Below are 25,535 nucleotides of genomic sequence, written 5' to 3'. Positions count from 1 at the left end.
AGATTACGGGGCGGTGGATCCCGCCCTCGCCAGGGTCGTCACCCCAGCAGCGACTGCCCCCAGAAGGCGCCGTCGGCGAGCCCCGGCGGGACCGCGAACACCGCCGACCCCGTGTGGTCGATGTACTCCATCATCTTGTCGTAGCGGGCCAGCTGGCTCTGCATGGGCACGAACTGCCGGTGCGGGTCGCGCATGAAGGCGACGAAGAACAGGCCGGCGTTGAGGTGCCCGAGCCCGTCGGAGCCGTCGACGAAGTTGTAGCCGCGACGCAGGATCTTCGCGCCGCCGTTGTTCTGCGCCGACGCGAGGCGGATGTGCGCGTCGGCCCCGATCGGCGAGCCCGGCCCCAGGTTCGGGAGGTCGAACTCCTGCGCCTGCCCGATCGGCGCGCCCTCGCCCTTCGTGCGCCCGGTCAGCGACTCCTGCTCGGCCAGCGACGTGCGGTCCCAGGTCTCCACGTGCATCGAGATCCGGCGCGCCACGAGGTACGTGCCGCCCGTCAGCCACGCCGGACCCTGCTGCGGCGGCACCCAGACGTGCTCGTCGAGCAGCGCGCCCTCCTCGGCCTTGAGGTTGTTGGTGCCGTCCTTGAAGCCGAAGAGGTTGCGGTGGGTCTGCTGGGCGGTCGACGTCGACGACGTCCGCCCGAACCCGAGCTGCGACCAGCGCACCGACGTCGTCCCGAATCCCATGCGGACGAGGTTGCGGACGGCGTGCACCGCGACCTGGGGGTCGTTGGCGCACGCCTGCAGGCACAGGTCGCCGCCGGAGAACGCGGGGTCGAGCTGGTCCTGCTGGAACGGGGGCAGGTCGGCGAGCTCGGGCGGGCGCGGGATGCCGAGCTTGTCGAGCAGGCTCCCGCCGACCCCGAACGTGATCGTCAGCGCCGACGCGGGCAGGCCCAGCGCCTCGCCCGTGTCGCTCGGCGGGGCCTCCGGGTTGCGGTTGACCGCCCCGCCGGGCGCCGCCTCGGCGCCGGCGGCCATCCGTTCCGCGGCGGTCGTCCACCGCTGCAGGAGGCTGGTCACGGCCCGGCGGTCGGTCGTCGTCAGGTCCAGGGCGACGAAGTGCAGCCGGTCCTGGGCCGGGGTGACGATCCCGGCCTGGTGCGGGCCGCGGAACGGGACGACGCCGCCCGAGGGGTCGGGTGGCGCGTCCACGGCCGACTCGCCGGCGGCGAAGCCGGCGACCGCGCCGGCCCCGGCCAGGGCGGCCCCGGCGCCGGTCCATCCGAGGAGCCGGCGCCGGGACACACCACGCAGTCCGGAGCGGGTCATGCGGTCCTTCTCGTCATGCGGCCACCAGGCCGGCGACCTGGCTGACGGGCTCGCCGAGGGCGTCGACGGCCTGGGTCATGCGCTGCTTGTCCTGCTCGGTCAGTTGGGTGTAGAGGACGTACCCGTCGCCCGATCGGTACTGCTCGAGCACGGCGTCGACGTCCGCGAAGCGCTGGTCCAGTGTCGGGCCCAGCGCCGGGTCGCGCTGGTCGATGGCGGGGCGCAGCGCCGCGACCGCCGCCTGCGAGCCGTCGACGTTGGCGCGGAAGTCCCACAGGTCGGTGTGCGAGTAGCGGTCCTCCTCACCGGTGATCTTGCCGGTGGCGACCTCGTCGAGCAGCTCCTTGGCGCCGTTGGCCAGCTGCACTGGGGTGAGCTGGACGGTGGCGGCGCGCGTCTGCAGGTCGCGCAGGTCGGCCATCAGCTGGTCGCCGATCGCGGCCGAGTCGGGCTGCAGGCCCGTGACCCACAGGTCCTTCTCCAGGCGGTGGTAGCCGGTCCACGCCACGCCCGGGTCGCGCTCGTCGTCCTCGCGGCCGTCGACGCGCGGGTCGATGTCGCCGAACGACTCGGCCACCGGCTCGACGCGCTCCCAGTAGGTGCGCGAGACGGGGAAGAGCGCCTTGGCCTGCTCGACGTTCCCGGCCTTGACCGCATCGACGAACTCCTGGGTCCGCGCGATGCCGGCCTCGATCTGGGAGTTGGTGTATCGCTGGTAGCCCGCGACGGCCGAGGCGAGCAGCGCGTCCTGCGAGGTCGAGCCCGCGGTGTTGCCGGTGACGGTGAACGGCGCGCGGATGCCGTCGCCGACCATGCCGGGCTTGCAGGCCGTCGTGTACTGGCCGCCCTGCGGGACCTCGACGATCAGCTGGCGCGACAGGCCGGGGCCGATGTTCTCGACCTCGCCGACGATCCGGTCGCCGGCGCCGTAGACGTAGAACTCGGTCACCTTGGTGCCGGTGTTCTGCACGGCGAACGAGATGTTGCCGGCGGGCGCCTCGGTCGCCGAGACCTGGCAGGCAGTGTCGGAGGCCTGGACCTGGATGGGCCCGCCCTGACCGCCCGCGCCCGGGGGCGGTGGTGCGGTGCTCGTGCACGCGGCGAGCGCGAGCATCGCCAGGGCCGCTCCGAGCACGACGGTCGAGCTGCGCTTCGCTCCGTCTCGGGCGGCGAGGATCCTGCGGGCCATCGTTCTCCTCCAGGGGGGCGCGCGGCGGTGCACGCCGGCTTCTTCTCGGATCTCGGGGACCGTCGGGGGACGGCGGGTTCAGGCCCTCGTGTCGGCGGCGTCGGTGGAGCTGCCGGTGGCGCTGCCGCCCGGGGACGGCGCCTCGCGGCGTCGCGGCTTGCGTACGAACAGCGTCAGCACGATCGCCACGTAGAGCACCCACACCACGGCCTCGAGGACCGTGGTCTGCGGGGAGAAGTTGAAGACGCCCTTGAGCAGCGTCCCGTACCAGGAGTCGGCCGGGATCACGGCGCTGACGTCGAACGCGAGCGTGTTCAGGCCGGGCAGGATGCCGGCCTCCTGCAGGTCGTGGACGCCGTAGGCGAGGATGCCCGCCGCGACGAAGATCAGCAGGATGCCGGTGACCGTGAAGAACTTCCCGAGGTTCAGCTTCACCGCGCCGCGGTAGATCAGGTACGCGAGCACGACGGCCACGGCGATGCCGAGCAGGAAGCCGATCAGCGGGCCCGTGGTCTCCCCCGCGGCCTGCGCCGCCGCGAAGAAGAACACCGCCGTCTCGAGGCCCTCACGCCCGACGGCCAGGGCGGCCATGACGACGACGGCGACGGATCCCATCGCGATCGCCTTCTCCAGGCCGCCCTCGAGCTCGGTGGCGATGGTGCGCCCGACCCGGCGCATCCAGAAGATCATCCAGGTGACGAAGCCGACCGCGATGATCGAGAGCGAGCCGCCGAGCGCCTCCTGGGCCTCGAACGTCAGCGCCTGCTGGGACAGCGTCAGGGCGAGGGTGACGCCGACGCTCACCGCGATCGCCACGCCGACGCCGAACCAGACCTTCGGCAGCTCGCGCCGCCGGTCGGTCCGGACCAGGAACGCCACGAGGATGCTGACGACGAGGGAGGCCTCCAGCCCCTCGCGCAGCCCGATCAGGGCGTTCCCCAGCATGGCGTCCTCTCGGCCTCGTCAGGTGATGCTCACCTGCAGTGAGGTGAGGCTAGCCTGGCTGCGTCGGACGAGGGAAGACACCGAAAGCGCGGTCACAGAAGGTGACCGAAATGTCCGTTTCCTGACGCGGACCTCACGCCGGCCAGTGCCGACGCCATCCCTCGGCGTCGAGGGACGTCGGGTCGGCGCCCGCCGCGCGGGCGGCCGCCTCGGCCCCGCGCACCCGCTTCGCCAGCTCGGACGCGGCCGCCCGGAGGTCGCCCTCGGGGTCGGGGTGCTGCGCCGCCGCCGCGTACAGCGGGTCGGCGGACGCGGCGGCGAGGAGGTCGTCGGGCACCCCGGCGCGGCGGGACCGCGAGAGGTACTTCGCGACGAGCGCCGCCCCCGGCTGGGCCTGCGCGACGCCGTCGAGCGCCGAGTCACGGCGCTTCTCGACGGCCTTGAGCTCCTCCCAGCGGACCTGCTGCTCGGCCGCGCCGGTGATCGTCTCGCCGTCGCCGAACACGTGCGGGTGGCGGCTGACGAGCTTGGCGACGAGCTCGCCCGCCACGGCGTCGATCCCGAACGGGTCTCCCGTGTCCTCCTCGGCGATCCGGGCGTGGAAGAGCACCTGGAGCAGGACGTCGCCGAGCTCCTCGCGCACCGCGACCCGGTCGTCGTCGGCGACGGCGTCGTAGAGCTCGTAGGTCTCCTCGACGAGGTAGCGCAGCAGCGAGGCCGGCGTCTGCGCGGCGTCCCACGGGCAGCCGCCGGGCGAGCGCAGGCGGTCCATCACCCGCACGGCCTCGAGGAGCTCGGCGCCGGGCGGACCGTGCCCGCCGGGGACGAGCTCGACGACGGTGCCGTCGACCTCGGGGGTCTCCGGGCCGACCGCCCCCAGCTCGCGCGCGAAGGCGTCGGCGACGTCGGCAGGGAGGTCGGGGTGCAGCCGGACCTGGTCGGCCGCCGCGACCGCGCGGACCGCGCCGGCGGGCAGCACCGCGCCGAGGCGGGGGTCGACGGCGATCGTCTCCCGGTCGCTCACGGGGCCGGGGTGCGCACCGGGGTGACGACGCCGACCGCCCCCGGGTTGTCGACCACGTCGAGCTGGGTCGGGTCCCACGCGCCGTAGCGCGGGCTGACCGTCACGCCCTGCTCGAGCGCCAGCGGCTGGAGCTGGCGCAGGCCGAAGCCGAACATGGTGTCGTCGTCGACCGCGGACGCCGGCGTGATGCCCGGCCCGGGCGGCGGCGCGTCCAGGGTGCGCTCGCGGACGTGGATCACCGACCACGGGCCCGCCGCCGGGTCCTGCCCGCCGCCGGCCTGCGAGGACCCACCCGGCGTGATCGTCACAGTGCCGGCGGGCAGGCCGAACAGCAGCGACGACGCCGACGAGCGGATGCCCCCGCCCTGGTCCTGGCCCGGGCGCAGCGTCAGCCCGTTGGCGCCCTGCCGGCCCTGGCCGAACAGCTGGGACGCGCGTGACGGGTCGGCCGCCACCTGCCGGGCGAGCGCCTCGGCCGACGCGCGGTCGGGGGCGGTGGCGTAGTCGATGGTGACCGAGAGGCGGTCGAAGACCTCCCGGCCGATGTCGCCGGCGGCGAGCTGGTCGGCGACGAGCCCGCGGATCGTCGCCGGGTCGAACCCGCTGCCCGCCGCGGCGGCCTCGGCCCCGCCGGCCCGGGCCAGCGCGGCGTCGACCCGCTGCGGCGCGACGACGATCCCGTCGCGGCGCGACTGCTCGGCGATCAGCTCGTGCAGCACCCGGACCGTGACCAGGCGCCGCGACTCCTGCGCGAGCAGCTGCGGCGGGATCGGCGCCCCGGGCGCGATGCCCTGCTGCGCGGCCTGCTGGTCGACGGCGATGCGCAGGTCGGGGACGGCGGTCCTGAGATTGTTCTGGATCTCGTCGATCGGGATGACGGTGTTCCCGACGATCGCGGCCGCGCCCGCCCGCTGCGGGCCCGTGCCGCACCCGGCGAGGACGAGGAGACCCACGACGACCGTGGCGACCAGCGGCAACAGGCGACGCACGTCGTCACCTTCTCACCTGCGCCGTGCGCGCCCGCACGCCGCCCGGGGCAAATGCGGTGATCAGGGGCGACGTCACGCACCTCGCGGGCGTCACCAGGTGCACGAGGACGCCCCCGATCACCGGGGAGGGGCGATCAGGTGGTCGCGGCCGCCGGTTCCGGGAAGAGCTGCCCGAACAGTTGCTCGCACCACGCCAGGAGCGCCAGGTCGCGCAGGGGCGCCGCGCCCATCCGCACCGGGCCCTTCCCGTCGGAACCCTCGACGGGCCGGGGCAGCGACAGCGTCCGGGACGCCGCCTTGTACTGCGCGCGCGGGTGCAGGCGCTTGAGCCGCATCTGCATCGACTCCGGCAGGTCCACCGGCGCGAAGCGGATGAGGTTGCCCTGGCCCGCGACCTCGGTGATCCCGTGGCGCCGGCACGCCTGCCGGAACGCGGCGACGGCGAGCAGGTTGGTCACGGGTGTCGGCGGCTCGCCGTAGCGGTCGACGAGCTCCTCGCGCACCGCGTCGATCGCCGCGGCGTCGCCCGCCTCGGCGATCTTGCGGTAGACGTCGAGGCGCAGGCGCTCGGTGTCGACGTAGTCGTGCGGCACGTGGGCGTCGATCGGGAGGTCGACGCGCACCTCGGCGAGCGGCTCGTCGCCGCCGCCGGCGTCGGTGTGCGCCTTGAACGCCTCGACGGCCTCGCCGACGAGGCGGACGTAGAGGTCGAAGCCGACGCCCGCGATGTGGCCGGACTGCTCGGCGCCGAGGATGTTGCCCGCGCCGCGGATCTCGAGGTCCTTCATCGCCACGGCCGTGCCCGCGCCGAGCTCGGAGTGCTGGGCGACGGTGGCGAGGCGGTCGTGCGCGGTCTCGGTGAGCGGCTGGTCGGCCGGGTAGAGGAAGTACGCGTAGCCCCGCTCGCGCCCGCGTCCGACGCGCCCGCGCAGCTGGTGGAGCTGGGAGAGCCCGAGGGTGTCGGCGCGCTCGACGATCAGGGTGTTGGCGTTGGAGATGTCCAGGCCGTTCTCGACGATCGTCGTGCACACGAGCACGTCGTGCTCGCGCTCCCAGAACTCGTTGACCGTGCGCTCGAGGCGCTCCTCGGCCATCTGCCCATGGGCGGTGGCGATGCGCGCCTCGGGCACCAGCCTGCGCAGCCGGGCGGCCGCGTCGTCGATCGACTGCACGCGGTTGTGGATGTAGAAGACCTGGCCGTCGCGCAGCAGCTCGCGCCGGATCGCGGCGGCGACCTGCTTCTCCTCGTAGGCGCCGACGTAGGTCAGCGTCGGGTGCCGCTCCTCGGGCGGGGTGAGGATCGTCGACATCTCGCGGATGCCGGCGAGGCTCATCTCCAGCGTGCGCGGGATCGGCGTCGCCGACATCGACAGCATGTCGACGTGGGCGCGCAGCCCGGTGATGTGCTCCTTGTGCTCGACGCCGAAGCGCTGCTCCTCGTCGATGATCACCAGACCGAGGTCCTTCCACGACACGCCGGTCTGGAGCAGGCGGTGGGTGCCGACGACGACGTCGACGCTCCCGTCAGCGAGGCCGCGGATGGTCCTGTCGGCCTCCTTCGGCGAGGTGAAGCGCGACAGGCCCTTCACCGTGATCGGGAAGTTGTGCATGCGGTCGGTGAACGTCTGCAGGTGCTGCTGGGCGAGCAGCGTCGTCGGCACCAGCACCGCGACCTGCTTGCCGTCCTGCACGGCCTTGAACGCCGCCCGCACCGCGATCTCGGTCTTGCCGTAGCCGACGTCGCCGGAGATGACGCGGTCCATCGGGACCGCCTTCTCCATGTCGGCCTTGACCTCGTCGATCGCCGACGCCTGGTCGGGCGTCTCGGTGTAGGGGAACGCGTCCTCCATCTCGCGCTGCCACGGGGTGTCCTGGGCGAACGCGTGCCCGGGCGCGGACTGGCGCGCGGCGTAGAGCTGCACCAGCGAGGCCGCGATGTCGCGGACCGCCTTGCGCGCCTTCGACTTGGTCTTCGACCAGTCGGAGCCGCCGAGCTTGTTCAGCGTCGGCAGCTCGCCGCCGACGTAGCGGCTGACCTGGTCGAGCTGGTCGGTCGGCACGAACAGCCGGTCGGAGGCCTGGCCGCGCTTCGACGACGAGTACTCGAGCACCAGGTACTCGCGAGTGGTCGCGGCCTTGCCGGTGCCGGTGGTCCGCTGGGTCATCTCGACGAACTTGCCGATGCCGTGCTGGGCGTGGACGACGAAGTCGCCGGGCTGCAGCGTCAGCGGGTCGACGGCGTTGCGCCGCTTGACCGGGGCGCGCTTGACGGTGCCCTCGGTGCCCGGGCGGGTGCCGGTGAGGTCGGCCTCGGTGACGATCACCAGGGCCGTCGCGCCCGCGGTGACGCCGTCCGCGAGCCCGCCGCGGGTGATCGTGACGACGCCGGGCTCCGGCGCCGCGACCAGGCCCTCGTCGGCGAGCTGCACGGGGACCTCGTGCTCGCGCAGCTGCTCCGCGGCGCGCTGGGCGGTGCCCGCGGCGGGCACGACGAGGACACCGGTGCCGCCGGCCGCGGCCAGGGCGCGCAGATCGGCGGCGGCGCGGGGGATGTCGCCGCGGTAGGCCTCGACGGCCGTGAAGCCCGGGCGCAGCACGCGCGCCCCGTCGCGGGTGTGCGAGTCGTCCTCGACGTCGGGGTCCGTCGCCAGCGAGGAGAGCGTCCACCAGGGGCGACCGGCCTTGGCCGCGACGGCGCGCACGTCGCCGAGGTCGCGGTACGCGGAGGCGCCCAGGTCGATCGGGGCACGCCCGTCGGCGCCGTCGGCCGCCGCGAGCCACGAGGCCTCGAGGAACTCCTGGCCGGTGCGCACGAGGTCGGCGGCGCGGGTGAGCACGCGCTCGGGGTGGCAGACGAGCACGTGCCCGCCGGCCGGCAGCAGCTCGGGCAGCAGCGCGAGCTCCGGGGTCTCACCCCCGGCGCCGAGCAGCGCCGGGATCAGCGACTCCATGCCCTCGGACGGGATGCCCTCGGCGACGCGGCTGAGCAGCTCGCCCAGCGCCTTCTGGCCGGTGTGCTCGGCGGCGAGCTCGGCGGCGCGGGCGCGCACCGGCTCGGTGAGCAGCAGCTCGCGACACGGCGGCGCGACGACCTCCGCCGGCCGGGAGTCGGGGCCGTCGCCGGGCAGGGAGCGCTGGTCGGCGACGGAGAAGCAGCGCAGCTCCGAGACCTCGTCGCCCCAGAACTCCACGCGCACCGGCGCCTGGGCCGTCGGCGGGAAGAGGTCGACGATGCCGCCGCGCACCGCGAACTCGCCGCGCTTCTCGACCATCTCCACGCGCGCGTACGCGAGGTCGACCAGCCGGGCGGTGAGCGCCTCGAGCTCGTACTCGGTGCCCTCGGCGAGGCGCACCGGCTCGAGGTCGCCGAGCCCGGGCACGACGGGCTGGATGAGGCTGCGCGTCGCCGTGACCACCACCCGCAGCGGGACGTCCGGGGTGTCCTCGGCCTCGGGGTGGGCGAGCCGACGGAACACCGTGACCCGGCGCCCGACGGTGTCGGCACGCGGGGAGAGCCGCTCGTGGGGCAGCGTCTCCCAGCTCGGGAGGAAGGCGACGGTGTCGGACCCCAGCAGCTCGCCGATCGCCCCCGCCAGCTCCTCGGCCTCCCGCTCGGTGGCCGTGACCACGAGCAGCGGGACGCCGGCGCCGCCCGCGTCGTCCTGCGCCGCGAGCGCGGCGGAGACGAAGGGACGCAGGCCCGTCGGCCCCTCGACCGCCACGTCGCGCCCGGCGGCGGCGACGATCTCGCGGAGGCCGGGGTCGGCCAGCACCGGGGGCAGCAGGGGCGCCAGGGGTGCGGCGGCAGGAGCGGGAGCGGGAGCAGCGAGCGACGCAGCGGGCGACAACGCGGAGGGACCCTTCGACGGACCGTCGGGGCGCGACGGGGAGTCGCGCGGGGGGATGCCTCCAGGGTACGTGCGCACCCCGACAGCGGGGCCGCGGCTCCGGTGCCCTGCGTCTCGCGCGAGGATCGACGGGGTCGCGGGGGTCGGGAGCGCCGGTGGCGGACCGCCGGCGCCCCCGGGCCCCGCGACGACCGTGCGTGCCCCCCGGTCATCCGCACGGGCTCTCTCGGCGCCGCAGAAAAAGTACCGTGCGGTCCGTTCATCGACAACACCAGGTCCGGGACCCGGACCACCGGGCGAGAATCCCTGCATATCGGCCGATCCCGACGAGGGCCCCACGGAGATCGGACAGGGCACGCGGCATCATCGTCGCCGTGACCCCGAGCCGATCACGCCCGGCGCGCGCGCTCCTCGCTCTCTCCGCGCTCCTGGCCCTGGCCCTCACCGCGTGCGGCGAGGGCACCTCGCAGACGTCCGCGGCCCCGTCCGAGGGCGGCGGCGCCGGCGCGGCGGCGCCGTCCGTGCCGACCACGACCGCGCCCGCCGGCACCGCCCTGCGCGTCGAGACGGTCGCGGGCGGCTTCGCCAACCCCTGGGACGTCGCGTTCGTCGGCGGCGACCGCCTGCTCGTCACCCAGCGCGACGGGTCGTTGTCGCTGGTCACGGGCCTCGGACCCGGCGCGCGGACCACGCCCGTGACCGCCGACCTCGCCGACGTCTACGCCCGCGGCGAGGGCGGGCTCATGGGGATCGCGCCGGCGCCGGACGTCGCGACCTCCGGCTCGTTCGTCACCTGCCAGACCCACCAGGAGGGCGGCCGGCCGGTCGACGTCCGCGTGGTGTCGTGGCGCCTGTCCCCCGACGGCGCGAGCGCCGAGCGGGTGCGCGACCCCCTCGTCGGCGGCCTGCCCATCAACCCGTCCGGCCGCCACTCCGGCTGCCGGCCGACCTTCGCCCCCGACGGCACGCTGCTCGTCGGCACCGGCGACACGGCCCGCGCGACCATCCCGCAGGACCGCAACTCGCTCGGCGGCAAGGTGCTGCGGGTCGACCCGGCCACCGGCGGACCCGCCGACGGCAACCCCTTCGCCTCCTCGGGCAGCGCGGCGGAGCGCCTGGTCTCGGGCTACGGGCACCGCAACGTCCAGGCCGTCGCGATCCAGCCCGGCACCGGCCGCGCCTGGAGCGCCGAGCACGGCCCGGACATCGACGACGAGGTCAACGTCGTCATCCCCGGCCGCAACTACGGGTGGGACCCGGCGCAGGGCGGCGAGTCGCCCGGCGGGTACGACGAGGACGTGCCGATGACCGACCTGCGGCGCTACCCCGACGCCGTCCCCGCGGCCTGGAGCTCCGGCGACCCGACCGAGGCGATCAGCGGTGCCGCGTTCCTCGACGGCCCGGCGTGGGGCGACATGGCCGGGATGCTCGCGGTGTCTGCGCAGAAGGGCGAGAAGCTCTTCCTCATGCGTCCGGGACAGGGCGCCGACGAGGACCGGATCGTCGAGGTCACGGTGCCGCGCGAGCTCGACGGCGAGTTCGGGCGCCTGCGCGGCGCGCGCCTCGGTCCCGACGGCGCGCTCTACCTCACGACCGACAACGGGTCGGATGACTCGATCCTGCGCGTGACCCGCGGGTGACCGACCGGCCCGGGCCCGAGCGGTACACGCCCGGCGGGTACCGCCCGCGCCCGCCCGGGACCCCGGGCGGGCGGCCCGGTCCACCGCAGGGCCCGCCGGGCCGCTCGGCACGGCCGCCGGGACCGCCCGGGCCGCCCGGGCCGCCGGGTCCGCCGGGACCGCCGGGTGGCTGGTCGCGTCCCGCCCCGCCGGCCGGTCCTCCCACGCGTCACCTGCCCCCGCCCGGGGAGCGCACGGAAGCGGTGCCGCGCCGGGACCCGCCGCCGAGCCGACCGCGCCAGTCAACGGGCCGGTCGCTGCGCTCCCGCTTCCGTGCCCCCGGAGCGGGCGCCATCGCGGCCGCGGTCGTGCTCGGGCTCCCCGCGGCGATCGTGACGTTCTCCGACCTGCTCGGCATCGACGACCGCACGCCGTTCGTGCAGACGATCGCCTTCCGGCCCCAGCTCGCGGCCGGGCTGCTCGTGCTCGGGATGCTGGTCCTGCTGCTCGCGCGGCGCGCCTGGCCGACCGCGCTGGCCCTCGGGCTGGTCGGGGTCCTGGGCCTCGCGATGGTGCTGCCGCGCGCGGTCGGCTCGTCGGAGACCGGCGCCACCGGCGGGCCCGAGCTGACCGTGCTCACCGCCAGCGCCTACCTCAGCCGCGCCGACCCCGAGGCCCTCGCGTCGCTGATCACCAGCCGCACCCCGGACGTCGTCGTGCTGCCCGAGGCCCGCGGCACGCTGCGCGACCGCCTCCAGCAGGCCCTCGTCGACGAGTCGGGCGGCGAGGCGGGCCAGAGCGGCTACCGCGTCTTCGCCGCCGACGCGCGGCGCGACGACAGCCCGATGACCGTGTTCGTCCGCCGCAGCGTGGGGCGCCCGGCCGTGACGCCGGACCGGGACACCGAGTTCCCGTCCCTGATCGTCGACCTGCCCGACGTCGACGGGCAGGCCGTGCGGGTGGTCGCGACGCACCCCCAGTCGCCCCGGCCCGGCGACACCAACGCCTGGCGCCGCGACGTCGCCGCGCTGTCGCGCTGGTGCACGGGCGACCGCCCGACGGTCGTCGCGGGCGACCTCAACGCCACCCTCGACCACGCCGAGCTCCGCGCCGCCACCGCGGGCTGCACGGACGCCGCGAGCGACGTGGGCGAGGGCCTCGTGGGCACCTGGCCGTCGGCGGCGCCGCGCCTGTTCGGCGTCCAGATCGACCACGTGCTCGTCTCCGGCGGGCCGGCCGCCCGGCAGGTCGACGTCGTCGACGTGCCGGGCAGCGACCACCGCGGCGTCCTCGCGCGCATCGGGCTGGGTCCCGGGGGCTAGCGACCCGTGACGACCCCGGGCCTGCGGACCATCGGGTCCACGCGCCGCTGCGCCGGCATGCCCGGGGCGTGCACGTCCTCCAGGCCGCGGCGCCAGGCCTCGTCGAGCGCGCTGCGGGCGCCCTCGCGGACCGTGCGCAGCATGTCGTGCATCGACACCGCGAGCGCCCGGGGCAGCAGCGGTGAGTCGGCCAGCCTGCTCAGGGGCTCCAGGCGCACCACCGCGTCCTGGAAGAGCGCCGCGGCCGCGACCGGGCCGTCGGGCGGCTGCGCGACGATGCGGTCGCCGAGCGCCGCCTGCCACTGGCGCACACGCTCCGCGAACGCCGTCGAGAGCCGCTCGAGCAGCCGTGCCTCCACGTACGAGCCGAACCCGCCCCGCACCGGGCCCAGACCCTCCGTCGACGGGTCCTCGCCCCGGCGGAACGCCTCCAGCCAACTGACCCACGCCGCGTAGCCGCCGCGTGCCGGCGCGCTCACCGCCGGCCCCCCTGGTCGGGCAGGAATGCTGTGCTCACAGTTCGAACCGCCTTCTTCCACGTGCCGGCCGGGCCGGCCGTGTCGTCCGTGTGGTCGGGCGCATCGGTGCACCCGGGGTACGGCCCGGAAGTCGCTCGGCGGTCGGAGTCCGTTTCGCCGAACGGCCAGAAGAGTTCAGGTTCGCTCGTGCGGCCCAGTCGGCGGTCACGGAGGAGTGACGACGACCGCACGATCCACACGGGGACCGACGTCGTTGTCCGCTCCGCGAAAGCGCCTCACGCGCGGACGACGAGGGTCTTCGCCGCCATGTCACCGACGCGCTGGTGACGGGCCGAGGTCGACATGACGATGAGGCCGACGATGCCGGCGAAGATGCCGTCGACGACGAAGAGCAGCCAGCGCACGACGCACTGCCCGAGGGTCGGGACGCCGCCGTCCTCCTCGCGGATGATCCGCAGGTTCAGCCAGCCCATCCCGGGCGTCTGCCCCTGGTGCGTCGATGGCCAGTACGCGTAGACGAAGAACCCGCCGCCGAGCGAGACGATCAGCATGAGGAAGTAGCCGATCCCGATGATCGTGAAGGCGGTGTCGGGGCTGCTCGACGCGGCGGCGCTCCCGATCCCGATCACGACGAACAGCAGGACCAGCGCGGGCACCGTCGTCAGCAGGGCGTCGAGGATGTATTGGCCGACCCGGGAGCCGACGACGTCGGTGGAGTCGCCGCCGGGCGCGCCGTAGCCGGGCTGCTGCCCGTACCCGGGCTGCTGGCCGTACTGCTGCCCGTACTGCTGGCCGTAGCCGGGCTGGCCGTACGGCTGCCCGTACTGCTGGCCGTAGCCGGGCTGCTGGCCGTGGCCGGGCTGTCCGTACTGCTGCTGGCCGGGCTGGGCGTAACCGGCGTCGGGCTGGGCGAAGGGCTGGCCGTGGCCGGGCTGCTGGCCGTACCCCGGCTGCTGCCCGTAGCCCGGCTGGCCGTACGGCTGCTGCCCGTAGGGCTGCTGGCCCTGGGGGCCCGCCTGCTCCCCGTAGCCGGACTGCTGCTGATAACCGCCCGGCGTCGGTCCGAAACCTGACTGCTGCTGGTATCCGTCGGGGTTGCTCACGCTCTGTTCCTTCGAAGTCGTCGACGAGAGCGTTCCGCTCCCCGATGGCTGCACACGGTAGTGGTCGACCGGCGCGGAGAGGTGGCCCGGACGGTCATCGGGCGAGCGCCATCCGTCCGTGGACCGCGGCGCTGCGCCCGACGCGGCGCAGCATGCCAGCGATCGGTCACGCGGGGCACTTCCGGGCGGCCGTCCGGGGGATCTCGTCGCCCGGTCGGAGCGATGGGCGCGTGCACGCTCCGCCGTCGGAGCGCCGGGAGCGCGGGATCACCCCTTTGCCCACCGTGCCTCGCCCGGCCGGAGCATGACACCCGAGGGACCTCGCGCGTTGGGTGTAGGTCAGGTCACGACACCGCAACATCCGGGAGGAGGTCACGATGGCTCTGTCACCGACCACCTCGTCGTCGATCGCCGCCGTGCCCGCCCCACGGGCCGCGACAGGCTCTCCGTCCACCGCACACGGCACCACGCTCGTCGACGCCCCGGGCGCCGACGTCGCCGGTCTCGCGTGGATCGTCCGCGAGATCACCCACGTGCCGGGCGTGCTGCGCCTGCACGACGGGCGGCTCAGCTTCGAGTCCACGCGCGGCGTGCTGTTCGTGGGGACGCCGGCCGAGCTGGACCTCGACGCCCCGCGCTCGTCGCGTTCGGGCCTGCGCCTCACCGCGGGCGGCGAACGTCTCCGCGTGTGCGTGGTCCGGCCCTCCGGAGCCGTCGCGCCGTGCGGCGACCTCGTCGAGCGCGCCGCGGCCGGCCGGCCGGTCACCTCCGGCGAGATGGACTCCTGGACCGTGTGGCGGCCCCTGCTCGCTCCCGGCCAGGGCACGGGCACGCGCCCCGGCGCCCGGGTGCGCCGCGCGCTCGCGCGGCACGCGGCGGGTTGGTCGGACTAGGACTCCCGCTCAGCGCCCCGCGCGCGGCACCGACGGTTCCCGGTCCGGGAGCTCGTCGTCGTGACGCGCGTGCCGCCGGCCGTTCCCGTTGCCGTTGCCGTGCGACGGGGTCCCGTCCCGCTCGGCGTCGGCGGGCGCCTCGAGCCCGTCGCGCTCGTCCGGGGTCGGCGGCGAGAGCGGGTCGGCGGTGATCGACGGGCGGCGCGCGCCGGTCTGCGCGGGCAGCGGCGCCGCCCCGGGCGCGGCGCCCGGCGGGGGTCCCGCGGGGTGCGCGCCGTGCGGCGGTCCCGGAGGACCCGCCGGCGGCATCGGGGGCCCGAACGGCGGTCCGGGTGGGGGCCCGGGCGGCGCGCCGGGCGGCGGGGGCATCGGCGGGCCGCCGACGGGCGCCGGGCCCCGCGCGGGCATGCCGTGCGGGGGCATCCCGTGCGGGGGCATCCCGTGCGGCGGGAACCCGGGTCGCGGTCCGGGCGGTCCGGGCAGGGGCCCGGGCCGGCGAGGGGCCCGCGACGGCCACGGCACCGCCGCGCCGATCGCGTCGACCAGCGGCCGGATCGCCGCGTGCATCTTCTGGGCGGCCTCGACATGGGCGTCGACCTCGCCCTGCACGGGGTCGGGGATGGCGTCGTCCTCCGCCTCCACCGGCGCGCCCTGACCTCGCTCGGCGAGGGCGGCGGCGACGAGGGCGTGCGCGCGTTCCCGCGGGTCGGCGGGCAGGGCGGCGTGGTCGACACCCTCGAGCAGGCGCGCGAACTCGCGCATCGTGAACGTGCTGCGCAGCGCGCGCGGCTCCAGCTCGAGCACGGCCGAGCGGTGCGAGCGGCTGACGGTGAGCACGAGGTCGGCGAGCTCGACGTCGCGGGCGGGGAGCTGGCGGGCCCGGAACGCGGCCACGTCGGGGTGGCCGGCCAGCGGGCCGAGCTGCGCGCGGGACAGCGGGTGCATCTCCGCGCCGACGACCGCGCCGGTGCCGCCGCTGGCCACGTCGAACCACGACGCCCACCGCGGCCCGAGCCGCATCTCGAGCAGCGCGCGGGCGTGGAACCGCGCGAACGGCGACCGGCAGATGTTCCCGGTGCAGACGAACAGGAGCCGGAAGCGCCGCGGAGCCCCGTCTCCCCGACCGTTCATACGGCCGATCGTCGCAGTCGGCGGCCGTCTCCGCGAGCCGTCAGATCATGTGACCTGCTCGTTCGGCCCGCGGACCCCCCGAAGGAGGGCGAGGACGGCGCCGTTCAGGGGGGTCGGCACGCCGGTGCGCCGCCCCGTCGCGACGACCGCGCCGGTGAGGTACTCGTGCTCGAGCGGGCGTCCGGCGAGGCGGTCGTAGAGCATCGAGGTGCCGAGGTCCGGGACCATGCCGTCGTAGAGCGCGACGAGGCCGTCGACGTCCTCGTCGGTCAGCGCGGCGCCCACCGAGCGCCCGACGGCCGTCACCTCGCGCGCCAGGTCGACGACCAGCGCGCGGGTCGCCGGCTCCGCGAGCACGGCGTTGCGCCGGCCCGTCAGCGCGGTGATCGGGTTGGCGACGGCGTTGCTCAGCAGCTTGCGCCACAGCACGGTCGTGAAGTCGTCGACGGCGACGACGGCGAGGCCGCTGTCCGCGTAGAGGTCCGCGAGGCCCCGTGCCGCGTCGCCGGCCGGGACCGTGAGCTGGGCGAAGCTGTGGTGCACGATCCGCCCCGGCGCGACTGCCTCCGCCCCGAGCCGCACCGACGCCGGGAGCACCGTCGCCGCCGGGTCGACGAGGCCCTCGACGCGCGCGGCGTGGTCGATGCCGTTCTGGGCCACCACGACGACGCTGCCCCCGACACGTCGGGCTCCGCTCCGCGGCGTCTCCCCCGGGTCCGTCAGCGCGCGCAGCCACCCCGCCGCCGACGCCGTGTCCTGCGCCTTCGTGGCCAGCAGCACCCAGTCGGCGGGCGCCACCCCGGCCGGGTCGGTGGCGACGGTGACGGGCACCGTGCGCTCGACGCCGTCGGTGGTGACCGTCAGGACGTCGAACGGCGTGCGCACGCACACCGTGACCTCGTGGCCCCGGTCGGCCGCCAGGGCCGCGAGCACGCCCCCGATCGCCCCTGCACCCACCACCGCGACGCTCGCCACGGCGGCGATGCTCGCACCGCGGCGGATCAGCGGCCGTGCCGGGCGAACCCCTCCAGGTCGAGCACCATGCGCGCGACCTGCAGCGCCGTGGCCACGGCGTCCACCTCGACCGCGGAGCCGGTGCGCTCCTCGGCGTCGAGCCGCTCGACCAGCGAGGCCGCCGCGTCGTGCAGGGTCACCGCGAGGTCGGACGCGCCGGCCAGCGCCTCGGCGTCGACACGGTCCTCGCCCGACCACCCGCCGTCGGGCACGCCGGCCGCGGACCGGTCGAGCGCGCGCAGCAGGGCCCGGCGCTCGGGGGACGCGTCCTGCCCGCCCGCGTCCTCGACCTCGACGAGCTGCGCCGCGAGCTCGTCGACGGCGCGCAGGAGGTCGGCCGGCGGCGGTCCCGCCCGGCGGAACGGGGCCGGCGGCACGACGCCCTCGGGCGTGCGCGGCGCCGGGATCACGGTCTGCTCCGGCTGGAGCCGGGCACGCGCCTCGCGCAGGCGGGCGGTGAGCCGGCCGCCGGCGTCGTCGGGCACGGGACCGGGCCCGGCGGTGCCGCGCGTCGTCTCGTGCACGGGCGCGGCCTGGGCCGGGACGTGCGCGACGACGGGAGGCTCGGGCTCCTCGGCGGCCGGGTCGTCGTCGGCCGGGTCGCCGGCGGCCGGGTCGTCGGCGGCGTCGGTCTCGTCCTCGGCGGCGTCCCCGGCGCTCTCCTCGTCCTCCACGGACGGTGCGGCCGGGGTGGCGGGAGTGCCGGCCGGCGTGGTGGTGCTGGTCGCGGTCTCGTCGGACGGCGCGTCGTCCGACGGGGAGCCGTCGACCGCTGACCCGTCGGTCACCCCGTCGGGATCGGGTGGCACGGGTGTCTCGGGGGTCGCGGCGTCGGTCGACAACGGCGCTCCTTCACGGGCGGGGGCGTGACGCCACCGGGGACGCCGAGGGCGTCGGAACGGCGACACAGGGTCACCCGGTGGATCGTCCCTGCCAGCGTGACGCGTTGCAGACGGCTCACGGAACAGCCCGTTCGGGGGATCTCCTTCACCCGGTAGGCCGGTTACCAGCAGGAATCAGCGCCGATGAGCGCCACCGGATCGGCCGCCTGGACGTAGACGGCGCGGTACGCAGGGTACGGACGTGGTCGGTGCGCCGCTGACCGACGGTCAGTGGGCGCCTCGGCGGCGCGGGCCGGACGGCACGCCGGCGGTGGTCCGCGTCATGAGCGCGCGCCGGGTCTCGGCGGCCGAGCTGCCGCGGAACCGGCTGACGATGACGACGGCGGCGAACGCCAGGCCGTTCAGCGCCCCGAGGCCGAGCATCGCGACCTCGAGGACCTGCGAGTCGTCGAACGAGCCGCCCGGGTCGGGGTTGTCCAGCGCCCCGCCGTAGGGGACGGGCGCCGGGGCCGGCACCGGGTCTGCGGCGAGGGCGGGACCGGGGTCGGGCAGCTCGGCGCTGCCGAGGAGGCCGCCGACCGCGAGGGCCGCGACCACGAGGAGACGGCCGACGAGCCGGGTCCCACCGCGACCACGCACCGTGCTCGCCGTGCCGCTCCCATCCGCCCGCTCGCCCATGCGCCTGCCCCGTTCGCCCGGTGTGTTCTCGGGCACTCATCGGGAATCGGGCGAGGTCGTTACCGACGCGAGGCCTCGTCGTGCGCGACACGCAGCAATCGTGATCTGGCCGTGACCTCACGCGGACGTGATGTCCGCGGAGTCCGGTTCTCGCGGCGGGGACTAGACCCGCTGCGTCTGGTACTCGTCGACGACCTGGCGGTACTCGTCGTCACCGATCTCGCGGCCCAGCATCCGGCCGGCGAGCCGGCGCGAGAGGCGGGCGACGTCGGGCTGCAGGTCCGAGGCGACCGAGGAGCGCTGGGTCGCCAGCTCCTCGCGGCCCTGGCTGACCATGCCCGCCGACTCCTCGCGGGCGTTCGCCAGCACCTCGTCGTGGCGGCGCTGACCCTCCTCGCGGGCGGCGTCGCGGATGCGCGCGGCCTCGTCGCGGGCCTCGCCGATGCGGGTGCGGTACTCCGTCTGGACGCGCTTGGCCTCGGCGCGGGCCTGCTCGGCACGCTCGAAGCCACCCTCGATCCGGTCGTGGCGCTCGGCGTAGACCTTCTCCAGACGCGGCAGCAGGACCTTGGAGAGGACGAAGAAGAGCGCGCCGAACGCGATCAGCCCGATCACGATCTCGTGCCAGATCGGGGTGAGCACGAAGTAGCCACTCGCCAGGGTCATCGCCGGCTGCACCGCCTGTTCGGGTCGTCGTCCTGCGTCGCGGGCACCGCGGACCGGCAGCGCGACGGCACCGCCCGGTCGGGCGCTCGCGCACAGTCTGTCCGATCTCCCCCCGCGCGGCGACCCCGGGTCACCGGTGAGCCCCCACACCGTCGTGGCGCGGCGGCTCCACCTAGGGTGCCGCCGTGAGCGACTACAAGCTGGTGGCGGTGGGCACGGACGGCTCCTCCTCGGCCACCGCGGCCGTCACGCGGGCCGCGGCGATCGCCGCGGACGCGGGGGCGAAGCTCCTCATCATCTGCGCGTACGAGCGCGGCGGCCGCAGCGACACCCGCGACCGGGCCGAGGCGGAGCGCGCGCTGGGCGACGAGGCGTACAAGATCATCGGGTCGAACCCGGCCGAGGAGAAGCTGCGCGACGCCCGTGACGTCGCCCGCCGCGCCGGCGTCGACGAGGTCAACACCGTCGCCGTCGAGGGCGAGCCGGTGCAGGCGATCTGCGACAAGGTCGAGCTGCACCACGCCGACCTCGTCGTCGTGGGCAACAAGGGCCTCGCGAGCTTCGCCGGGCGCCTGCTCGGCTCGGTGCCCGCGGAGGTCTCGCGCCGCTCGCCGACCGACGTGCTGATCGTCCACACGACCTAGGACTACCGGGCCGCCTCTTCGAGCGTCGCCGACGCCTCGACCTGCTCGGACAGGTCGCTGCGCCGGGGCGCCGGGGTGGCCGGCGTCGGGGGCGTCGCCCACGTGCCGGGCACCGAGCAGTAGGGCGCCTCGCGGTGGCGTCCGAGCAGCTCGGACAGCGGCGCGTCGGCGAGCACGTCACCCAGCGCCTGCTCGAACGAGCGCCGCGTGCCGCGGTCGCGCGGGCGAGCGAGGGCCTCGGCGAGCCGGCGCGTGAGGCGCTCGGACTCGGCGAGGAAGGTCGTCAGCGACAGGCGCCCGCGACCGAGCTCGCGCCGGCAGCGCCCGGCGACCGTGTCGCCCTCGCCGACCACGCAGACCTCGACGTCGACGTCGCCGTCCTCGAGCACCGCGCCGACCGGCCCGGGGCCGTCGGGCGCGGGGCCCGCCATCGTCGCGCGGAACACCGCGTTGGTGACCCGGTCGGACGGCTCGCGCACGAGCGCGGCGAGCAGGTTCCAGCCGCCGCGGCTCTCGAGCACGTCGCGCAGGCCGCGGACGTCGACGGTCAGCCGGCGGACCCGGACGCCGCCCGCCCCGCCGGCCCGTTCGAGCAGCTCGGAGACCGAGTCGGGGCGCGGGCCGTCGTCACCGACGACGACGTGCAGGCGCGGCACCGCCGGCGTGCCGGGGACCTGCGGGTCGATGCCGCAGACGGCGACCTCCGGGGCGGGGATGCGGACCGGCTCGCGGGCGGGCAGGTCGAGGTACTCCATGCCGACCATGACGTCGGGACCGGGCACGTGGCGAGCCGTGGTGGTGGCCCGTGGCGGCGCGGTGGCGCCGCCGGCCGCACTGCTGGTGGTGGAACGGCGGCGGCCGAACGGGAGGCGCACGGATTCTCCGTCCAGTGGGCTGTCCGAATCACTCACGATGCCAGAGCGACGTGATCGCCGCCACGTCGAACGATTCAGTCGCCCTGTTCGGCCGCCGCGATCACTCGACCCGCTCAGCCCACCGGATCAGCCGACCCGCTCGGTGCCCGACCCGTCGAGGATCCGCTTGAGGTCGGCCAGCGTCTGCTCGAGGCCGGCGCGGATGCCGGGGCCGTCGGCGCGCTCGGTGTGCAGGGTGACGGTGACGCGCGAGTCCTCGTCGCCGATCCCCGTCACGAACAGCTCGCCGTGGTAGCCGCTCGAGCGCTCCGCGCCCCACCGCAGGCTCTTGGCGTCCGGGTCGGCGTGCATCCACGCCGTGCCCTCGTAGCGCTCCCCCTCGACGTTCGCGACGACGCCGACCTCCTCGCCGCCGTTGCTCCACGCCTTCTCCAGCCCGCTGAAGTACTCGGGCAGGTGCTCGACGTCGGCGAGGTAGGCGAAGACCTCCTCCGGCGGGCGGCGGACATCGGTCGTGTGCTCGTAGTCACCCATGCCCGGGGCTACCCCGGGTCCGCCGGTCTCAGCGGACCGCCGGCGTGATCGTCGCGCCCCCGCCGAACCCGGCCACCCCGGAGGTCTCCGCCCCGAGCCCGAGGTAGGCGTTGACCAGCACCGGAGCGGCGCCCGGCCGCGTCTCGCGGTCGGCGCCGGTGCGGGCGTCGAGGACGAGGGGGCCGTTGACCGTCGTGCCGTAGACCGCGCCGTGCCACGCCGTCGTCATCCGCGGCGCGACACGGTTGGCCCGCGGGTCGGGGAGCTCCCAGAGCGGCGCCGCAGTCCCCGCGTCGACCGCGAAGACGCGGGTGTCGCCACCGCAGACCGTCGTGGCCGCCTCGTCCCAGACGCAGCGCGGGGGCGAGTAGGTGTTCCCGACGTCGACGGTGCGCACGGTCGCGCCGCGCGCGTCCACGAAGCGCAGCGACGCCGACGGCGCGGCGAGGGTCGTCGCGCCCGTCCGGCCGCTGACCACCGCGAGGCCCGGGCCCGCGGGCGTGATCTGCGGGGCGCGCAGCACGTCGGGCGGCGCGGACCGGCGCAGCCCGGTGACGGCGTCGAGGCCGACGATCGTCGAGTCGGCGTAGGCGCGGCTCTCGCCGGGGGCGGTCGCGACACCGAGCGCGGTCCCGCCCGCGGGCCCGTCGGCGAGCACCGCGTCGACCGCGACCCCGTCCGCGGTCCACAGCACGCGCCCCGAGGTCAGGTCGACGCCGATCGCGGTGCGCTGCGCGTCGGTGCTCGCGGTCAGCACGGCGACCCCGGCGACGACGCCGGCGACCTTCATCGCCACCGCCGGCGGGCGGTCGGCCCACGGGAGCTGGGTCGGGGCGTTCCAGCGCAGGGCGCCGGTCTGCGCGTCGAACGCGAGGAGGTCGACGGCCAGGCCGGGCGGGGTGGTGCCGGAGCCGGGCACGACGCTCGACGCCCCCACCAGCACGGCGCCGTCGGGCGTCGCCACCGGCTTGCCTGCGGCGTAGCGGCCCGCCGGGGCGGCGGGGCCGGGCACCTCGGCGCCGGTGGAGTCGGTGCGCAGCACGCGCCCGCCGTCGGTGCCCCAGATCGCGGTCCCGATCAGCGCGGCGGGCAGCGACGCCGCGTCGCGCCCGAACACCCGCGTCCCGGAGCCGCCGAAGAGGTTGCCGGTGGGTGCGCCGAAGCCGGTCGGCGGGTCGTACGACGGCGGCGGCGCAGCGCCGGTGGGGGACCCGCCGCAGGCAGCGAGCAGCAGGGCGGTGATCGCCGTGACGACGGCGACCAGACGGGCAGGCACGCCGCGCAGGATTCCATGCGCGCCGCGGTCACTCCGTCGGGACGACGTTCTCCGACGAGCGGCGCTGGGGCACGACGGGCAGCGGGCCGGTGGCCTGGGCGAGGCGGCGCTGGGCCCGCGCGACGCGGGCGGCGAGCTCGGCGGCGGCGGCCTGCTCGGCCTTGAGGGCCTTGCGCTCCGAACGGGTCAGGCGGCGCGGGGGCCCGGCGTCCTCGACGGCGTCCTCCGCGGGCATGTCGGGCGTGCGGCCGGGCTCGGCGACAACGGGCGCGTCGGCACGGCGGCGCAGGAACGACATCGGTTCTCCTCGATCACCTCGAGCGGGTCTCGCGAGGAGTGTCGTCGCGATCACCGTGGACGTGACCTCGATCCACACCATCGTGTCGTAGCTGTGACCGTGTCCGGTGACGGCGACCGGACGCTGCGCCACCAAGGGGGACGAAACGGACGTCGCAGCAGGTCACAGCGGGGCGGCGACCCGTCCGGCGATGAGGTCCGCGGCCCGCTCCCCCAGCATCAGCGCCGTCGCCGCGGGCCCGCGGCGAGGCACGGTCGGCAGCACCGAGGTGTCCACGACGCGTAGCCCGCGCAGCCCGTGCACGCGCAGCTCGGGGTCGACGACGGCGTCGGGGTCGTCGGCCGTGCCGAGCCGGGCGCTGCCGCACAGGTGCGCCGACGTCCCGAGGTGCGCGGCGATCCAGGCGTCGAGCGCCCGGTCGTCGAGGGTCCTGCCGTCCGGGGTCCCCGTCGGCTCGAGCGCCATCCCGCCCGCCGCGAGCAGCTCCCCCGCGCGGCGCACGACCTGGCGCATCCGGGCGCGGTCGTGGCCGGAGGCGAGGTAGCGGTGCTCGAGGCGCGGCGGCGTGCGCGGGTCCGCCGCGAACGTCATCACCCCGCGGCTCTCGGGCGCCTGCAGCGCGCACATGAGGTGGCACGACCCGCCCGGCGCGAACGGGCGCGCGAACAGCAGGATCTCCAGGTCGCCGGCGGGGTCGTCGCCGGCGTCGAGGTGGACGGCGGCCTGCGCGCCCGGTGCCTCGGGGTGCACGGCGTCGCCCGAGGTGTCGGGGAAGGACAGGTAGACGCTCGGGTGGTCGGTGTAGCCGCGTCCGACGCCGGGCCGCTCGTGGTGCACGGGCAGCCCCGCGGCGCGCAGGTCGTCGGGCGGGCCGATCCCGGAGAGCGCCAGCAGCTGCGGCGTGCACACCGACCCGGCGGCCAGCACGACCTCGCCCGCCTCGATGCGCTCGCCGTCGATCCCCTCTACGCCCACCGCGCGGTCGCCGTCGAGCAGCACGCGGGCGACCGTCACGTCGCCCCGCACCGTGAGGTTCGGGCGGTCGAGGTGCGGCAGGACGTAGGCGATCGCGGCGTTCACGCGCACCCCGCGCCGCACGTTGGCCGGCATGAGGCCCGCCCCGGGCGGCTGGTCGCCGTTCTTGTCGATCTCGAGGGGCACCCCCACCCGCACGGCGGCCTCGAGGAAGCGCTCGGTCACCGCGGCGCGCAGCTCGCCCGCCGGGCGCACCACGGGCACCGGCCCGGCGTCGCCGTGCAGCGGACCGGTCATGTCGAGGTCGCGCTCGCCGCGCACGTAGTACGGCAGCGTCTCGTCGAACGACCAGCCCGGCCAGGAGTCGAGGTCGGCGCGGGTGGGGCGGATGTGGTTGGCGCCGTTGACCGCGCTCGACCCGCCGAGCAGCCGTCCCCGCCCGACGCGCGTGCGGTGCCCCGGGGTGAGCTCGACCCCGACGTCCCACGTGTGCGGGCCGTCGGGGTCGCAGGCGCCGAGGGACGCGACGTCACGGACGTCGGTGGGGAACGCGCCGGGCTCGGTGACCGCCGACCCGGCCTCGAGCAGCAGGACCCGCCGGCCCGGGTCCTCGGAGAGGCGCCCGGCCAGCGCGCAGCCGGCCGAGCCCCCTCCGACGACGACGACGTCCCAGCTCATGGGACCGGCATACCCGCTCTCAGCGCGGGGTGTCGGACAGCTGCTCCTGCGGCCGGGTGGCGACGTACTGCGGCACCGCGTCGGTGTTGACGGCGAACCACAGGTCCCGCCCGGCGGTCTGGTTGAGGTAGACGACCGACTGGTCGCCCTCCATCCCGGTCCCGGTGACGGGCACGGTCAGGAACGAGACGTTCGAGTTCCGTAGGTCGCGCATGCTCACCGCGAGCTGCGCGAGGCCGGTGTTCGACAGCGAGTCGTCCACGCCGACGTGGCGGGTGACGGTGTCGACGAGCGAGTACGCGCCGGTCGGGCTGGACAGCGTCCCGGACGAGAGCGCCTTCTCCAGGAACGCGCGCAGGGCGGCCTGCTGGCGCCGCACGCGGTCGAGGTCGCCGCCGGGCAGGCTCTTGCGCTCGCGGACGTAGACCAGGGCCTGCTCGCCGTTGAGGTGCTGCTCGCCGGCCGGGACGACGACGCCGTCGCGCTCGGACTCCTGGCCGACGTTGACGTCGATGCCGCCGACGGCGTCGGTCATCTGCGCGAAGCCCGCGAAGTCGATGACCGCGTAGTGGTCGATGTGCACGGCCGTGAGCTGCTCCACGGTCTGGATCAGCAGGGGCGGGCCGCCGAACGCCAGCGCCGCGTTGACCTTGTTCTTGCCGCGGCCGGGGATGTCGACGTAGGAGTCGCGCGGGATCGAGACGACGCTCGCGCTCTGCCCGTCCTCGGCGATGGTCGCCACCATGATCACGTCACTGCGCTGCGAGCCGAAGACGGCGTCGGGCGCGGCGTCGGTGCCGGTGGTGGGGTCGGGCGAGCGGGAGTCGGTGCCGATCAGCAGGAACGTCTGCCCGCCCGAGTCGGCGGGGCGCGACGACGGGTCGATCGGCGCGAACACCGACGGGTAGCGGCCGACCTGCGAGCCCAGCTGCTGGGTGACGATCACGACGCCGGCCGCGGCGAGCAGCACGAGCACCAGCAGCGCGATGAGCCCGTAGACGAGGGCCCGCACGCCACGACGCTTCCGGCCGCGCTCCTCGTCCGGGTCCGGCCCCCGACCGTCCTGGTCGATCATCCCGCCGACGCTCATTCCCCGACCACCCCTGCTCCCGCGGGACCGGCCTCCGCTGGCCGGCTCCTCACTCGCGTTGTCTCGGACGACGAGCGGCGGTCGTTACGCGCCGCGCGGTGTGAGCCCGTTCTGGTCGACCCAGAGTGACAGCTCGCCCACACCTC

The 25,535-nt window shown here is 75.8% G+C and carries 23 protein-coding genes; 4 read left to right on the top strand and 19 right to left on the bottom strand.

All coding sequences use genetic code 11. The annotated features are described in order from the left end of the window. Positions 1–38: 38 nt before the first annotated feature. From efeB to mfd, 6 genes are all read right to left on the bottom strand, one after another. Positions 39–1,277, bottom strand: coding sequence for an iron uptake transporter deferrochelatase/peroxidase subunit (gene efeB / locus EV188_RS15655; protein ID WP_133827231.1), 1,239 nt, complete (start codon positions 1,275–1,277; stop codon positions 39–41). 13 nt (positions 1,278–1,290) lie between these two features. After that, positions 1,291–2,466: an iron uptake system protein EfeO gene (gene efeO, locus EV188_RS15650; RefSeq protein ID WP_133827230.1), complete on the bottom strand. Its 1,176-nt coding sequence runs from the start codon at positions 2,464–2,466 to the stop codon at positions 1,291–1,293. Positions 2,467–2,544: 78 nt separating this feature from the next. Then, on the bottom strand, positions 2,545–3,411 hold the full coding sequence (gene efeU / locus EV188_RS15645; RefSeq protein WP_133827229.1) for an iron uptake transporter permease EfeU: 867 nt from the start codon (positions 3,409–3,411) through the stop codon (positions 2,545–2,547). A 133-nt stretch (positions 3,412–3,544) separates the two neighbouring features. Continuing rightward, positions 3,545–4,435 carry a nucleoside triphosphate pyrophosphohydrolase gene (locus EV188_RS15640; RefSeq protein ID WP_166659914.1) on the bottom strand — a complete coding sequence of 297 codons (891 nt, stop codon included), beginning with the start codon at positions 4,433–4,435 and terminating at the stop codon, positions 3,545–3,547. Further along, positions 4,432–5,424 (bottom strand): hypothetical protein, encoded by a 993-nt coding sequence (locus tag EV188_RS15635; protein WP_133827228.1) that lies wholly within the window; start codon positions 5,422–5,424, stop codon positions 4,432–4,434. Before EV188_RS15635 ends, EV188_RS15640 begins: the two co-directional genes overlap by 4 nt. Positions 5,425–5,558: 134 nt before the next feature. Next, the gene (gene mfd, locus EV188_RS15630) at positions 5,559–9,197 is read right to left on the bottom strand and encodes a transcription-repair coupling factor (protein ID WP_243741737.1); all 3,639 of its coding nucleotides are present in this window, start codon (positions 9,195–9,197) and stop codon (positions 5,559–5,561) included. Between the two features lie 449 nt (positions 9,198–9,646). Here mfd and EV188_RS15625 point away from each other — a divergent pair, with 449 nt between their 5' ends. Both EV188_RS15625 and EV188_RS15615 read left to right on the top strand, forming a co-directional pair. After that, a complete protein-coding gene (locus EV188_RS15625) occupies positions 9,647–10,912 on the top strand; it encodes a PQQ-dependent sugar dehydrogenase (RefSeq protein WP_133827226.1) in 1,266 nt (421 codons plus the stop codon). A 242-nt stretch (positions 10,913–11,154) separates the two neighbouring features. Then, positions 11,155–12,213 carry an endonuclease/exonuclease/phosphatase family protein gene (locus tag EV188_RS15615; protein WP_133827225.1) on the top strand — a complete coding sequence of 353 codons (1,059 nt, stop codon included), beginning with the start codon at positions 11,155–11,157 and terminating at the stop codon, positions 12,211–12,213. Here the strand turns inward: EV188_RS15615 and EV188_RS15610 are convergent. Both EV188_RS15610 and EV188_RS15605 read right to left on the bottom strand, forming a co-directional pair. Then, entirely contained in the window at positions 12,210–12,692 is a 483-nt protein-coding gene (locus EV188_RS15610; protein WP_133827224.1) for a hypothetical protein, read from the bottom strand. The two genes, EV188_RS15615 and EV188_RS15610, sit on opposite strands and share 4 nt — an antisense overlap. Before the next feature lie 275 nt (positions 12,693–12,967). Continuing rightward, entirely contained in the window at positions 12,968–13,795 is an 828-nt protein-coding gene (locus EV188_RS15605) for an RDD family protein (RefSeq protein WP_133827223.1), read from the bottom strand. A gap of 377 nt (positions 13,796–14,172) precedes the next feature. On the opposite strand from EV188_RS15605, the gene EV188_RS15600 reads away from it, so the two are divergent. After that, positions 14,173–14,688 (top strand): hypothetical protein, encoded by a 516-nt coding sequence (locus tag EV188_RS15600; protein WP_133827222.1) that lies wholly within the window; start codon positions 14,173–14,175, stop codon positions 14,686–14,688. 9 nt (positions 14,689–14,697) lie between these two features. Here the strand turns inward: EV188_RS15600 and EV188_RS32980 are convergent, their stop codons facing one another. The 5 genes from EV188_RS32980 to atpF form a co-directional block, all read right to left on the bottom strand. Further along, positions 14,698–15,819, bottom strand: a complete 1,122-nt coding sequence (locus EV188_RS32980) for an arsenate reductase/protein-tyrosine-phosphatase family protein (protein WP_133827221.1) — start codon at positions 15,817–15,819, stop codon at positions 14,698–14,700. Between the two features lie 45 nt (positions 15,820–15,864). Then, positions 15,865–16,794, bottom strand: coding sequence for a 2-dehydropantoate 2-reductase (locus EV188_RS15590; protein WP_133827220.1), 930 nt, complete (start codon positions 16,792–16,794; stop codon positions 15,865–15,867). Positions 16,795–16,820: 26 nt separating this feature from the next. Then, on the bottom strand, positions 16,821–17,621 hold the full coding sequence (locus EV188_RS15585; protein ID WP_133827219.1) for a hypothetical protein: 801 nt from the start codon (positions 17,619–17,621) through the stop codon (positions 16,821–16,823). A 321-nt stretch (positions 17,622–17,942) separates the two neighbouring features. After that, positions 17,943–18,314, bottom strand: a complete 372-nt coding sequence (locus EV188_RS15580) for a hypothetical protein (RefSeq protein WP_208114221.1) — start codon at positions 18,312–18,314, stop codon at positions 17,943–17,945. Positions 18,315–18,515: 201 nt separating this feature from the next. Further along, positions 18,516–19,019 (bottom strand): F0F1 ATP synthase subunit B, encoded by a 504-nt coding sequence (gene atpF / locus EV188_RS15575; RefSeq protein WP_133827217.1) that lies wholly within the window; start codon positions 19,017–19,019, stop codon positions 18,516–18,518. Positions 19,020–19,204: 185 nt separating this feature from the next. Here atpF and EV188_RS15570 point away from each other — a divergent pair, with 185 nt between their 5' ends. Continuing rightward, the gene (locus EV188_RS15570; protein ID WP_133827216.1) at positions 19,205–19,663 is read left to right on the top strand and encodes a universal stress protein; all 459 of its coding nucleotides are present in this window, start codon (positions 19,205–19,207) and stop codon (positions 19,661–19,663) included. 2 nt (positions 19,664–19,665) lie between these two features. Here EV188_RS15570 and EV188_RS15565 read toward each other — a convergent pair whose 3' ends face one another. From EV188_RS15565 to EV188_RS15540, 6 genes are all read right to left on the bottom strand, one after another. After that, positions 19,666–20,538 (bottom strand): hypothetical protein, encoded by an 873-nt coding sequence (locus EV188_RS15565; RefSeq protein ID WP_133827215.1) that lies wholly within the window; start codon positions 20,536–20,538, stop codon positions 19,666–19,668. 126 nt (positions 20,539–20,664) lie between these two features. Beyond that, on the bottom strand, positions 20,665–21,072 hold the full coding sequence (locus EV188_RS15560; RefSeq protein ID WP_133827214.1) for an SRPBCC family protein: 408 nt from the start codon (positions 21,070–21,072) through the stop codon (positions 20,665–20,667). A 28-nt stretch (positions 21,073–21,100) separates the two neighbouring features. After that, entirely contained in the window at positions 21,101–22,348 is a 1,248-nt protein-coding gene (locus EV188_RS15555) for a PQQ-binding-like beta-propeller repeat protein (RefSeq protein WP_133827213.1), read from the bottom strand. Between the two features lie 28 nt (positions 22,349–22,376). Continuing rightward, entirely contained in the window at positions 22,377–22,646 is a 270-nt protein-coding gene (locus tag EV188_RS15550; RefSeq protein WP_133827212.1) for a hypothetical protein, read from the bottom strand. Positions 22,647–22,808: 162 nt separating this feature from the next. Further along, positions 22,809–24,299: a mycofactocin dehydrogenase MftG gene (gene mftG / locus EV188_RS15545; RefSeq protein ID WP_133827211.1), complete on the bottom strand. Its 1,491-nt coding sequence runs from the start codon at positions 24,297–24,299 to the stop codon at positions 22,809–22,811. Between the two features lie 19 nt (positions 24,300–24,318). Next, positions 24,319–25,374: an LCP family protein gene (locus EV188_RS15540; protein WP_243741736.1), complete on the bottom strand. Its 1,056-nt coding sequence runs from the start codon at positions 25,372–25,374 to the stop codon at positions 24,319–24,321. Positions 25,375–25,535 lie beyond the last annotated feature (161 nt).

Source organism: Actinomycetospora succinea, from assembly GCF_004363095.1.
GTDB classification, from domain to species: Bacteria; Actinomycetota; Actinomycetes; order Mycobacteriales; family Pseudonocardiaceae; genus Actinomycetospora; species Actinomycetospora succinea.
Note: the sequence above shows the minus strand (reverse complement) of the source record. Positions and strands in the feature narration are given on the sequence as shown.

What these genes read in the sequence shown, in the direction of transcription:
- atpF (WP_133827217.1), bottom strand. Translation starts at nt 19,019, where the DNA reads ATGACCCTGGCGAGTGGCTACTTCGTGCTCACCCCGATCTGGCACGAG.
- efeO (WP_133827230.1), bottom strand. Translation starts at nt 2,466, where the DNA reads ATGGCCCGCAGGATCCTCGCCGCCCGAGACGGAGCGAAGCGCAGCTCG.
- EV188_RS15550 (WP_133827212.1), bottom strand. Translation starts at nt 22,646, where the DNA reads ATGTCGTTCCTGCGCCGCCGTGCCGACGCGCCCGTTGTCGCCGAGCCC.
- EV188_RS32980 (WP_133827221.1), bottom strand. Translation starts at nt 15,819, where the DNA reads ATGAACGGTCGGGGAGACGGGGCTCCGCGGCGCTTCCGGCTCCTGTTC.
- mftG (WP_133827211.1), bottom strand. Translation starts at nt 24,299, where the DNA reads ATGAGCTGGGACGTCGTCGTCGTCGGAGGGGGCTCGGCCGGCTGCGCG.
- EV188_RS15560 (WP_133827214.1), bottom strand. Translation starts at nt 21,072, where the DNA reads ATGGGTGACTACGAGCACACGACCGATGTCCGCCGCCCGCCGGAGGAG.
- efeU (WP_133827229.1), bottom strand. Translation starts at nt 3,411, where the DNA reads ATGCTGGGGAACGCCCTGATCGGGCTGCGCGAGGGGCTGGAGGCCTCC.
- EV188_RS15540 (WP_243741736.1), bottom strand. Translation starts at nt 25,374, where the DNA reads ATGATCGACCAGGACGGTCGGGGGCCGGACCCGGACGAGGAGCGCGGC.
- EV188_RS15600 (WP_133827222.1), top strand. Translation starts at nt 14,173, where the DNA reads ATGGCTCTGTCACCGACCACCTCGTCGTCGATCGCCGCCGTGCCCGCC.
- efeB (WP_133827231.1), bottom strand. Translation starts at nt 1,277, where the DNA reads ATGACCCGCTCCGGACTGCGTGGTGTGTCCCGGCGCCGGCTCCTCGGA.